10 protein-coding genes are annotated in these 12736 nt (G+C 46.8%); 1 reads left to right on the top strand and 9 read right to left on the bottom strand.

Annotated features, from left to right (window positions below; translation table 11 throughout):
• Positions 1-34: 34 nt before the first annotated feature.
• Both MKY63_RS02310 and MKY63_RS02315 read right to left on the bottom strand, forming a co-directional pair.
• Entirely contained in the window at positions 35-799 is a 765-nt protein-coding gene (locus MKY63_RS02310) for an HAD-IA family hydrolase (protein ID WP_076104931.1), read from the bottom strand.
• A 34-nt stretch (positions 800-833) separates the two neighbouring features.
• A complete protein-coding gene (locus tag MKY63_RS02315) occupies positions 834-1577 on the bottom strand; it encodes an alpha/beta hydrolase (protein ID WP_339811395.1) in 744 nt (247 codons plus the stop codon).
• A gap of 193 nt (positions 1578-1770) precedes the next feature.
• Between MKY63_RS02315 and MKY63_RS02320 the strand changes: the two genes are divergently transcribed.
• Positions 1771-2811, top strand: coding sequence for a fucose 4-O-acetylase (locus tag MKY63_RS02320; RefSeq protein ID WP_036680982.1), 1041 nt, complete (start codon positions 1771-1773; stop codon positions 2809-2811).
• An 89-nt stretch (positions 2812-2900) separates the two neighbouring features.
• Here MKY63_RS02320 and MKY63_RS02325 read toward each other — a convergent pair whose 3' ends face one another.
• From MKY63_RS02325 to MKY63_RS02355, 7 genes are all read right to left on the bottom strand, one after another.
• Positions 2901-3848: an ArsR family transcriptional regulator gene (locus MKY63_RS02325; RefSeq protein ID WP_036680981.1), complete on the bottom strand. Its 948-nt coding sequence runs from the start codon at positions 3846-3848 to the stop codon at positions 2901-2903.
• 145 nt (positions 3849-3993) lie between these two features.
• Complete coding sequence (locus MKY63_RS02330; protein ID WP_339811398.1) at positions 3994-5388, bottom strand: family 43 glycosylhydrolase; 1395 nt, start codon at positions 5386-5388, stop codon at positions 3994-3996.
• A gap of 42 nt (positions 5389-5430) precedes the next feature.
• Positions 5431-7179 carry a sugar-binding domain-containing protein gene (locus MKY63_RS02335; RefSeq protein ID WP_339811401.1) on the bottom strand — a complete coding sequence of 583 codons (1749 nt, stop codon included), beginning with the start codon at positions 7177-7179 and terminating at the stop codon, positions 5431-5433.
• 27 nt (positions 7180-7206) lie between these two features.
• Positions 7207-8988 (bottom strand): sugar-binding domain-containing protein, encoded by a 1782-nt coding sequence (locus MKY63_RS02340; RefSeq protein WP_326047054.1) that lies wholly within the window; start codon positions 8986-8988, stop codon positions 7207-7209.
• 58 nt (positions 8989-9046) lie between these two features.
• Positions 9047-9982: a carbohydrate ABC transporter permease gene (locus MKY63_RS02345; RefSeq protein WP_036680976.1), complete on the bottom strand. Its 936-nt coding sequence runs from the start codon at positions 9980-9982 to the stop codon at positions 9047-9049.
• A gap of 15 nt (positions 9983-9997) precedes the next feature.
• Positions 9998-10969 carry an ABC transporter permease subunit gene (locus MKY63_RS02350; RefSeq protein ID WP_036680973.1) on the bottom strand — a complete coding sequence of 324 codons (972 nt, stop codon included), beginning with the start codon at positions 10967-10969 and terminating at the stop codon, positions 9998-10000.
• 11 nt (positions 10970-10980) lie between these two features.
• Positions 10981-12726, bottom strand: coding sequence for an extracellular solute-binding protein (locus tag MKY63_RS02355; protein ID WP_036680971.1), 1746 nt, complete (start codon positions 12724-12726; stop codon positions 10981-10983).
• Positions 12727-12736: the final 10 nt, after the last annotated feature.

The following is a 12736-nucleotide window of genomic DNA, read 5'->3' on the forward strand; positions in this document are numbered from 1 at the left end:
GCTAAGTAGCACATCCTTTCCTTTTATTAGCTGATCAGTAAGTGATCCGAAGCTCATTAAAACCGGAAATGATTACATCTGCGTCTATAAGGTGCTCCCCATCACCACTGGCGGAAATCCCAATTGCGAGGCGAAGCCCTGCACCTTTACCTAATTGCATATCGGCATTACTGTCCCCAATAATAATCGTCTCTTCAGGCGAAAGCCCTAGCTCCCGGCAGGCCAATTCAGCCATTTCAGGAGCGGGTTTTCCGTTTTTCACCCTGTCCCTAGTAACTACCGAATCAAAATAGCCTGCCACATTAAGCCATTCCAAATGCTCACCGGTGGTCTTTGCCCCATCGGAGGTAACCACGCCAAGCTTAAGGGATGCCGCAGAGCATTGCTCCAAAAAAGAATAAAGTCCCGCTAAAGGCTGTGCCATACGGCGTCGGCGTAATTCGTACATTGCGTTTTTAGTTATGCTTTTCACACGGGTCAGCGCTTCATTCCAAGGAACTCCTGCTGCATATAGCTGCCACGCGAGTACACCGTAACTTTCTTCCTCTGTAGCCATAGTAAGCGGCCCCGCCGGGTCGTACCCTATTAACTTCCCTTGCGGATCATGTTGCGTACCCAGCACCTTGCTGCGCTCTACAATAAATCCCGCTCCCATGATCGCTAGTTGATCTTCCAGTCCGCGCAGCACAAGCTCCGCCCAATTCCCCCAGGTGGCTAATAGATCGAGTAATGTCCCGTCTTTATCAAACAATATTCCAGAGCAGGGAACGCATTCATCGTTAATGTGTAATACTGGCATGAATTGTTTCCTCCCTCTGTTGAATGACCCGTAACTACCTCAGATTTCCCAGCCAATCCAACAGGGCACTTACTGTGCGACTCTGCTGCTCTTGCTCGGATATTGCGGCTTCGCCGTCCCCCTTCTGAGGCCCGTAGCTGCCAAATTGCGCATGATTCCCACCTACAATTGAACTATAAACTGTATTATCTGGCAGATAGGAGCGCCCTTTGTTGTAGCTGTCTCTGTCAATCACTTGATCCTCAGTACCCACAACTGATAACACTGACAAAGTAGTCTCTCGTAGACTGCCCTTTTCATCTGGATAAGAGGCTAAGAAAAATACACCTTCCAGCTGGTCCGTATGCTCAATTGCGTAACGTGAGGCCATGACACCCCCAAGTGAATGTCCACCCAGCACAAAAGATTGCTTCGGATGCACACGAATAATCTCTTCTGCAGCATCCCCCTTCGTTACAGCTAAATTAAACGGCATTTTGGCGATGTAGAAGGGATGCCCTGCAGCAGCGACGCTCTTCGCAAGAGGGGAATAAGCTTCCGGTTTAACCAAAGCCCCGGGATAAAATATAATCGAGGCGCCTTTAGTAATGGAAGGTTCGAACGAGATCCAATTATCATTCTGTTCGACGGTAACTCCGCCACTTGAAATCAGTGCGGTTTCGGCTTCTTGAGCCGGTGCATATGGCGTTAAATACTTCCATATCAGCAACCCAGCTACAACTAAAATAATCAATACAAAAATAGCGACGCGACGCTTAGTTATTCTTCTCTTCAACATGTTCCACTCCCAGATGTTAATGCATATAAAAATTATAGTGGAATCCCTCTAATCTAACAACCTTCAACACATCGCCACATTTCGCACACATGATAACGCTTTCTATTGTGACTTAATTCACAATTAAATCAAAGAAAATCTAGTATTTTAAAATTAAATTAATTTGCATACAGCATAATTTGGAGGCTAAATCATGGTAGGGGAAAACTCGCTGGAAACGCGCGGAGAAACCTTTTTTCTCAACCTGCGTTTTATGCTTATTATCACTGTTTTTGCCGGTAATGCAATTGAACCTCTGATTAACAAAATGAGCGGAATACACGGATTATATATGTGGATTTTCAGCTTTCACATGCCGCTGTTCGTACTGGTGACCGGCTATTTCGCCAGAAAAAGCCTTGCCGGAACTACCGGCCGCAAAATGCTGCTGCAAATTGGATTGCAATACCTCATTTTTCAAAGCTTATATTCCGCACTCGACGTTTCCCTCTTTCATGTAAGCAACATCCAGCATTCCATTTTCGCACCCTATCTGCTTCTATGGTTTCTGGCCAGTCATGCCTGCTGGCGCCTCCTGATGCTCGGAATGAGCAGATGGTCAATAACCGCTAAGCTCCTCTTCGCTGTAACAGCGGGGGTGGCTGTGGGATATCTCCAGCTGGACGGTGTATGGTTTAGCATCAGCCGTACCTTTGTATATTTGCCTTTTTTCATTATCGGCTATCATTTCTCCTTCGAAACCTTCGTCAAGCTCTATCAGAAATATATCAAAATCTTTGCAGCAGCAGCCTCCGTTCTACTCCTTGCCATCATGGCTACATGGGGAGCAGGATTTCCCTTTGGCTGGTTATATGGCAACATGACCTATATGCAGCTTGATGCCAATGTATGGTATGCAGGCGTATACCGCCTGGGACTGTACGGACTACAAATTGTCGCTTCACTCGCTTTCCTCGGTCTTGTACCTTACGGAGCGAGCCGCATGACCGACTGGGGACGCCGCACGTTGTATGTCTTCCTGCTTCATGGTTTTATCGTTCGTCTGGCTGCCGTTTCTGGGATTTACACCTATATTGGCAATGCTGCTGGGGCAGTAGTCCTGCTGCTCACCGCCGTATTATTCACCGTATTGCTGGCTCAGCCGTCAGTTAAACGGCTCTTTCACCCGCTGGTTGAGCCGTCCGTTGACTGGATGATCACCCTTCAGCGTGCCGCCCTACGCCGCACACTCTGATTTTACATCCAGAACAAACAAAGCAAGGCGGTTCCCTGGATACGAAGATTCGTTTCCGAGGCACCGCCTTGCTTTATCCATCTCCTAAGCTAAAGTTCTACTTCATCCTGATCCATTGTATATTTTACCTTCATCATAATATGTTGTTCATAATCGCCAAACTGGCGCCCGAACAGGTTAAGTCCACCTTGATGAACTGCATCGGGATTGATTCCAATGCGCAGCCGCAATTTGGGGCTCCGGTTAATCAGAAGATCATTTAAGGAAACATTCGACACCTTCTCCATATCAAGCGTCGTCTTTTCATGGTCAACACGCCAGGTCTTGAGAAACCCGTATTGTGTGGATCCATCCCACCACCAGTTCGGATTCAGCTTGCCCCGCCGGTCACCGAAATCACCGGGACTGGTCCACATGCCGATCTCCGATCCATTCACCCACACGGAAATGTTCGAAGGCCAGTTCTGGTCATAATTCGGAGCTTCCGAACAGATCTCCATGGATAATTCCAGCGATTCAATTTGTGCTCCGGAGGGGATATCCATAGGCAGCAAATATTCCAGGAATCCTTTGCGGAGCCAGATCAGCTGAGCGTTGACATGTTTAGGGTGATAAAAGCTCGACGGTTCATCTTCTTTGATAATAAGACCCTCGCTATTAGCCATTCCGCAAGTAGGAGATACCTCACAGTCGCTATAATGACCGATCGGCATCTCTACTTCATAGACATGAGTTAATCCCTTTGGCATTGGCTCTTTTAAATTCAAGGCAATATGAAGATCATCATAATTCCGGCTGCAAACTTTCATCGCCCCGCGTGAAGCCGGAAGCAATTCTGTATGAATTAACTCTGCTGCTTCTAATACTTTAATATTGCTTGCTACCGTCGACACTGGAAGCTTCAGCCTCTCAGCGATTTCAATAATATTTAAGTTTTTGGAGTTTAAGAGCCGAAGTATATCAACCCTAGAACGGGTTGATAAAGCATGCGTTACTGTGACTAATTTTTCCGGGTCGTTTAAGCTAAGTTCCAGCACAAATCAGCTCTCCTTGTATCCTAATAATTATCCTAATCTTACTTCTTAATGAGATGAAAAACAATTACAACTACAGGCCCATTCACCTAGAAATGACCTCCGGAAAACCGGAAGCCATCTCGTAGGTCTCTTAGGTTTGTTCGATTCACAATGGCTTAATATCAATGAAATCAATTTCTCCGTAACCTTCGCCTTTGGTAAAACGAAGCTTGTTCATGCCTGCTTTCAGTTGAATCCGAGCTGTGGACAGCCCCCAATTCTCCCACCCTTTATTGGTGATATAGAATGGTCCGGAAGGTCCTGCATTGACACTAAGCTGAAAATTCGACCAATTCCCGCCAGCCGTTCCATTCGCCGTTCGAGCCAAAAGAATATATTCGCCTGCGGCAACCGTATCAACTGAAAATTCCACGTAACTGTCCGGCGTATCAATATGACCCGCCTTAAGCCCACCCGATCCCTTGGGACTCGAAGAGGCATAGGCATCGCCGCCAAATGTCCCTTTTTCCGCTTCGTAGCGGGTATGCATGGTTTCACCTGAAGGCAAAGTTATCGGAAGATTAGGGTCAACGGGAATGCCCAGATTAGGTGTATGATCAGCATTCCAGCTGAATTTCTGCATCCGCACCTCGCGGTTCCAGCCAGCGTTATTGTATTTGGCGACATGGTACATGATCCAATCCTCTTGGCCGTCAGGAGACTTAGTAAACGAATGGTGTCCAGGTCCGTAAAGTCCATTGCCCGAGGAAAAGATAGGCTGATTGCGTTTATTCCATGATGCCGGATCTAACAGATCACTGGAGATGTCTGCGGTGATCAGTCCCAGACAATAATCATTGGTCCAGCTTCCACTTGCCGAGTAGACCAAACTAATGACTTCTCCATTTATAATCACCTGCGGTCCTTCATTCACATTTGGGGAATGAATCGTTTCCCAGCTATACGTTGGTCTTGAAATCTCTACGCGTTCGGAATCAATGGTCCAGGGATTACTCATATGCGCGATATAGAGATTCTGCCGCACATTAACATTCCCCTCCCAGCCGGACCAGATAAAATACAGCTCGCCGTTCACTTGCAGCACAGTACCGTCTATAGCCCACTTATTGCTTGAATCTGTGATCTGGCCTTTGTACTGCCAAGTTCCCTGCATCGGGTCTGCCGCTGTGTTCTCCATTACATGCATGCGGTGGTTTACGTTATCTCCGTCGTCCATCGCATAGTAGATATACCAAGCTCCGTTTATATAATGTAGCTCAGGCGCCCAGATGCCGCTACCGCCCGTGTTGACAACTTTAGTAGGCGCTGCATCAATAGTGGTCAACTGGGCTGACTTCCAGAGAGTAACATTGCCACCTGTTGTTTTGGTGAAATAATAGAAGCCATCTGTATGTTTATACACCCATGGGTCCGCCCCGTCCTGCATAACCACGTTGTAAAAGTCATTATGATCAGAGACAGCTAAGGTCACCTTCCCCATTGGAAGAATAAGAAGAACACTTAAGGCTACCAGACATTTTTGCCGGAAATTCACTTTCATAATCTATCACATTCCTTTCGAATGAATAGTTACGTAGCGCCTCTAATCTTCAATTGCAGCCTTACGCGCATTGATGCGGCGGATACGCTCAGGATCGAACTTCGGCTGTCTGTCATAAGTATACAGTCCATTAACTTCCTGCTCCACATCGTACAGCTGGGTATAGCAGAATCCAAACATCAGCGGATGATCTAATAGAACATTCGTCAACCCCTCGTAGCGTTCGATAAACATTTGCTCTGAGGTCGGTCTGTCCCCATACCCCCATGATTTTTCATCTTTCTGCTGTGGGTTCCACCAAATTCCGCCATACTCGCTGATGAAGTAAGGTTGACCTTCATACGTTTGGCGATCCGGGAAGGTATTGAATACTTGACCGCCATGCTTCATAGGTTCATATCTGTCCCGGAACGTCTGCGGATTCTGGTCATAGTCATGAAGATCGAAGATATCTGTAGCCACATGGAAGTTACCGCTTGTATCAATTACGGGACGTGTTGGATCCATACGTTTTGTTACGTCGTAAACAATCTGTAGCACGGCGTTATGCTGCTTCACACCGTCCCGATCCCAGGTCTCATTAAAAGGGCACCAGCCGATCAGCGCGGGATGATTGAAATCACGCTGCATACCTTCGAGCCATTCCGGCAGGAAGTGAGACAGGCTATCCGCTCCAGTAATATTCAGCCCCCAATTGGCATGTTCTCCCCAGACAAGATAACCTAATTGGTCAGCCCAATAAAGATAACGCGGCTCAAAGATCTTCTCGTGAAGTCTTGCGCCATTGAAGCCAAGCCCCATTGAGATTTCGATGTCTCTGCGCAGATCTTCATCAGTAGGAGCGGTATAGATTCCCTCCGGATAAAAACCTTGATCCAGTACTAACCGCTGAAATAAGGATTTCCCATTGATCCGGAATGCCATCCCATCCAGTCGTACCGTGCGGAGTCCAAAATAAGAATGGACCACATCACTCTCCCGTCCCTGACAATGCAAGGATAACTTCAGGTCATACAATCTGGCGTTTCCAACTTCCCATAAGTGAATCTCTGACAGTGGAATCGTAAGTTTTATAGAGAGCCCGGAAACAATCACACTGCTGTCCCCGACGGGTTTGCCGCCATAAAGAGCAGTAGCGCTAAGCGTGTCCCCCGCAACGTTCCCTTGTACCTTCATTTCGAGGTGCACACAGCCATTGTCGGGATCAGCGACAACTTTCAGATTAGACAGATAGGTCTCAGGCACTTGCTCAAGCCATACCGTCTGCCAGATTCCTGTAGTGCGTGTATAGTCGCAGCCGTGCGAATGGAACTGTTCACTCTGCTTGCCCCGCGGCTGTCGCCCCGATCGAACGTCGTCTTCAGCATATACAGTAATCACATTACCGCCCGCTAAAAGATTAGAAGTAATATCAAAGCTAAACGGAGTATATCCTCCGCGATGCGTACCTACGGATACGCCGTTCACCCAGACCTCCGCCATATAATCAACGGCGCCAAAATGAAGGATAACTCTGCCATTTGTCCAGTTCTCCGGCACGGTAAACTCCCTTTTATACCATACAGCAGCCATAAAATCTTTGTATTCTACGCTGGACAGCCTGCTTTCCGGACAGAAGGGCACAGTAATTGTCCCTGAGAGATTATGTTCGTTAACAGGGTATCCGCGTTCCTTCCCACTTTTGCCATGATCAATTTCGAATTGCCACTGGCCGTTCAGATTGATCCACTCTGGTCGAACAAAGTCAGGGCGGGGATATTCAGGACGCGGAAGCGTTGCTTGTTGTGTCATGGTGTAACTCCTTTTAATAAATGTTATTTATTTGATATGCATCATGATGTTGCGGATCGCTTCAAGCGGAGCTTTGGGCTGTCTATCATAGGTGAGCAGTCCGTTGATTTCCTGCTCGACATCCGTCAGCTGGGTATAGCAATAACCTTGGATCACCGGGGAAGTGAACATCGGGTCAACCACAGCCTTGAGCTTCATCAGGAAATCCTCTTCGTTCTCTGCCCCAGAATAACCCCAGCCCTCCCACTCACTTTTCTTGAAGGCAATTCCACCAAACTCGGATACGAGAATCGGCTGGCCTTGATACGAAGCTCCACCGACAAATATTTTGCGGTTGGCCGGCATCGCATTTACAGAAGATTCAACCGTGGCGTATCTATCCTCCAGCACTTCCTGATGGCTCTCATAGTCATGAATAGTCACCAAATCTGTAGTCATATGCTCCCACCCATCGTTATACACAACAGGTCTCATCTCATCCAAGGATTTCGTTAAATGATACATTGCCAATCCGTGCTGCTGCTGGCGTGTATCAATCTGGACATTGGGAACCCCCCAACTCTCATTAAGCGGAACCCAGGTCACGATACAAGGATGGTTATAGTCGCGCTCGATGATCTCCTGCCATTCCTTCGTGAAGCGGCGGACATACTCCTCGGAATATTCGTAAGCATTGGCTGCCTCACTCCATACCAGCAGGCCGAGCTTATCACACCAATACAGGAACCGGGGATCTTCTGTCTTCTGATGTTTCCTCACCCCGTTAAAGCCCATTTCCTTCGTCAGCTGGGCATCACGTTTCAGCTCTTCGTCTGTAGGTGCGGTTAGTATCCCGTCAGGGAAGTACCCCTGATCCAGCACCAGTCTCTGGAAATATGGGCGGTTATTCAAGCATAGCTTGCCATTTTCAATCGACACCTTGCGCATGCCGAAATAACTCGCCGCTTCATCAATTACTTCCTCATTCCGAAGCAATTGGAATTGAATATCATACAAATTCGGATGCTCAGGGCTCCATAAACGTCCAAGACCATGATCCGCAAAATCCCCCAAGCCGATAGTCCGCAGCTGCTCTGCATTCTTGATCATATATTGATCCTCTGCGATCACTTCACCGTCATACGATACCGTTATGCGCAGCTTGAGCGGATCAGCAGACTTAAATCCTTGCAGAAAGGTCCGAAGCCGGATTTCATTGCGGTCAATATCTGGTGTCATCATGGTTTTATTCAGATGCACTGCAGACAGCGGTTCAAGCCAGACACTCTGCCAGATTCCGGTTGTGCGGGTATAAAAGATGGCAGCAGACTGTTCCAGCCAATATTGCTTGCCCCGCGGCAAGGTGACATCGCGGCTGAAATCCTCTGCGCGCAGTATAATGGTATTATTTCCTTTGATCAGCGAAGGAGTGATATCGGCCTGAAATGGCGTATGTCCACCTTCATGCACGGCCACCAGCTGACCATTCACCCAGACTTTTGCCAAATAATCAACGGCGCCGAAATGGAGGACAATCCGCTTCCCGTTCCAACCCTCAGGAACTTCGAAAGTTCTTCTATACCACACAACATCATGAAATGAAGGATCTTCAATTCCGCTCAGCTTGCTCTGAAACGCAAAGGGCACTTGAATAACCTGTGAAAATAAACCCTTTGTGTCCGCCCGATACCATTGTTCTTCCTCACCGACATCTTCATCATCAAACGTAAAATCCCATTCTCCATTTAGGCTAAGCCAATCCTTACGGGCAAATTGGGGTCTTGGATATTCTGGACGTGGAACGGATGTGCTGCTTGCTTCTGTCAACATGGTGTACTTCACTCCTATTAAATAATTTCTATATAAGATGAACTTGTTTTTTTGCCCGCTATCCTTTAATCGAACCTACGTAAACACCTTTAACAAAATATTTTTGCAAGAAAGGATATACCATTAATATAGGAAGCGTAGAAACGACAATCGCGCAATACTTAACCAGCTCGCGGAAAGCCGTCTGGCTCTGGGCGCTATCGATGACTACCCCGCCTGCACTGCCGATCGAGGTTGCGGTTGCATCATTAGCTACTAATATTTCCTTCATTAATAGCTGCAGCGGGAACAGCTGTCTGTCCTTCAACAACACCATCGCATTAAACCATGAGTTCCAGTTCCCAACTAAATAGTATAAAAAGATTACGGCCAGCGTAGCTTTGGACAGCGGTAGAATCACATTCGTTAAAATATGGGCCTGACTTGCCCCGTCAATAGTAGCCGCCTCTTCCAATTCCTGCGGAATGGCTTGAAAGCTAGTTCGTAAAATAATAATGTTCCATGTGCTTAAAGCACTTGGCAAAATCATGGCCCACAAATTATTGTACAAACCAATATCCTTCATTAATAAGAACCAAGGAATCAACCCGCCACCAAAGAACATGGTGATTGTAATCAGGATCATGATAAAGTTTTTGAAATACAAACCTCGTCTGGACAATACATAAGCTCCCAGAATGGTCATGATCATGTTGACTAATGTGCCTAACCCTACATATATAATCGTGTTTTTATAGCCGTTGATCAGACTGTTATCTTTAAACACCAGCTTATAGCCATCCAAAGTGAACCCCAGCGGTTTCAGCAAAATCCCTTTATGAGCAATCAACATGCCGGGGTCGCTGACGGAAGCAAACAGGATATGCAGGATCGGATAAAAACACACCAAGGTTAATGCGGTCAGCAGAGTATAAAGCGTGCCGTCAAACACTCTGTCGCCGATGGATTTATGTTTTCGTCTTTTTTTCGTTTTACGCTGCAAATTATCTTTCATAGCTGTCCCTCTTTCTTACCATAAGCTGACCTCGGACCTGCGTTTGGCTATTGTATTGGTCATCCAGAGCAGCCCGAAGTTAACGATTGAGCTGACCAAGCCCACAGCCGTAGAATAACTAAGACTGGCTTCTCTTAAACCGCGACGATAAACATAAGAGGCAATAACATCCGCCGTATCATAGATCAGAGGATTGTACAGCAGGATAATCTTCTCGTACCCGGATGACATCAACCCGCCGATGGCAAAAATAAACAGAATGATGATAACTGGGCTGATCTGCGGCAGCGTAATATGCCACATTTTTTTAATCCGTCCCACTCCGTCAATTTCAGCAGCTTCATATAATGAAGTATCGATGGAACTCATCGCCGCAAGGTAGATGATGCTATCCCAGCCGATGCTCTGCCAAATGCCGGAGAAGGTATAAATCGGCCGGAAGAACGAAGAGTAGCCGAGCAGTGAAGAGTACTCTTTTCCGGTAATAAATTGCAGGATTTGCGTGATAATCCCTTCATCTGCGGCAAAGATATGAATGATCCCGCATACCACCACCAGGGAAATAAAGTGCGGCATATAGGTGATCGTTTGGACCACTTTTTTAAACTTAACCCCACGGATTTCGTTCAGCATCAAGGACAGAATAATCGGGGCTGTAAATCCAAAGGCAATCCCCCAAACATTGAGGAGAAGGGTGTTTTTAACGACCCGCCAGAAATAAGGCCCTTGGAAAAAATCAATAAAGTGCTTAAACCCTACCCACTCGCTCTGGCCAAACCCCAGCAGGGGTTTAAAATCCTTGAAGGCGATCATAACCCCCCACATCGGCCCGTAGCAGAAAATCAGGAACCATGCTACAACAGGGACGGCCAACAGATAGACAAACCAGTTCTTTTTCAAATCCTTCTTAATCACTAGCTTGGTATTTTTAGGTTTGGCGTCCTGAGGAATGGGCTTTATCGCTCTGTTTTTTCGTAATATTTCCATAAAACAACCACCTATCGTTTGTTATATCGATCTAAGGCTGCCTGATGGATACTCAAAAACTCTTCCAGTCCCATGCTCTGAGCTTCTTTCAAAAATTTATCATAGGCATCTACCGGCAGGTCTCCCATTATGATTTTTGCAAAATACTCTCCGCGCAGTGTCGACAGCTGGTTTCCAAGCTCGGCTTCCCGCGAAGCTTCATCCTTGGTAAAGGAAATAGGTGGCATAGCCATACTGGTGTCCATATTTTCTGTCCAATTCTTGCGAATGTCTCCCGAATAACTTCCTTTGGCAGCGATCAGCGGGTTGGAATGATGCTCATCCCGGATATCCGGCCAGTTGTGCATCCGGTATTTCCATAAGGTTGTCGATACGGGCTGACCTTCAGGGTCTTTAAAGATATAACTGTTCTCTGGATAATAAGGCATTCCCGTGTCATCAATCAGGTGGACCGTGCCGTATTCACCAAAGTTAATCAATTCCCAGCCCTTTTTACTGTAATTAAAATCAAGCCAAGCCATTGCCGCTTCTACATTTTTGCTTTGCGTTGTGATCGCAGCTTCGATCCCCGCTCTTTTGAAATTTTTGTACGTGGTTGCGGACTTATCTCCTTTGTTTAGAACCGGGTTCAGTGCCCCCACAAAGTCGATACCGCTTTGCTCTTTCCAATAACTCCACATCGTATCCGGAGAGTCCATCATCATCGCGGTATCTCCCGAAATGGCACTCGCCATTCTCTGGTTAAAGTCTGCCGTTGCCCAGTCCGGGTTCAGTAATCCTTCTTTGTTCCATTGCTGCATGGTGGTCAAATATTCCTTAGCTTTCGGCTGTGCTGGCCCCCAGGCCACTTTGCCATTCTCATCAAGGAACGTCCAATCCCATACTCCATATGCGCCATTTATGATGCCGGTAAAAATCTGGCCGTAAGTAGAGCCGTAATTAAGTGGTGCTTTGTATCCGACTTCCTTTGCTTTTGTCAGGAAGGTATGCCATTCATCAATCGTATTTGGAACTTCAAGCCCTGTTTTATCCAGCGCCTCTTGCTTAATCAACGTTCCAAACCAAGTCCACTCTGAATATGGGGCGATGCCATAAAAGCCAAGCAGCTTGCCGTCATCCGTGACCGTGGTTTTTCTTCTTGATTCATCCGAATTGCGCCACTTCGTATAGTTCGGAGCATTTTTCTCCATCAGATCTGTCAGATCGATATAAGCGCCGTCATTTACGCCCGCTTCAAAACCTCCCGGATAACGTCCCGGCTCAATGATAATGTCAGGCAGTTCACCGGAGGAGATCATCAGCGTGAAGGCATCCGCTTCCTGGCCGATTGGCGGCGTGATGAAGTTTACTTTGATTCCCGTTAATTGCTCCACCTGCTTCTGGACAGCATGATTGTTCATATCCGGAATATTGGAATTCGCAGGCATCCATACATCCAGAACCACATCACCTTTAACAGGATAAGCTGAGTAATCATTTGGAATGACTTCATCGAAAACGTCGCCGAGGTATGTATCATTCAAGGAATGATTCACTTCGTCGATTTGCTCTTGCGTTGGGGCTGTATTGCCGCGTATGTCTGCGCTGATATCTGTAAACTCAACCGGGTCTTTGGCTGTGCTCTCGTTCTCTTTGTTGTTGGAGCCACCGTTATCAGCCCCATTGTTTGCACTGTTGCCACTACATGCTGTTACAGTCGAAATGATCAGTATTAACACAAATAAAAGACTAAAAAAACGCTTTGCATTGTTCTTCATACTTAACCTC

Source organism: Paenibacillus sp. FSL R7-0189 (assembly GCF_037969925.1).
GTDB classification, from domain to species: Bacteria; Bacillota; Bacilli; order Paenibacillales; family Paenibacillaceae; genus Paenibacillus_AQ; species Paenibacillus_AQ odorifer.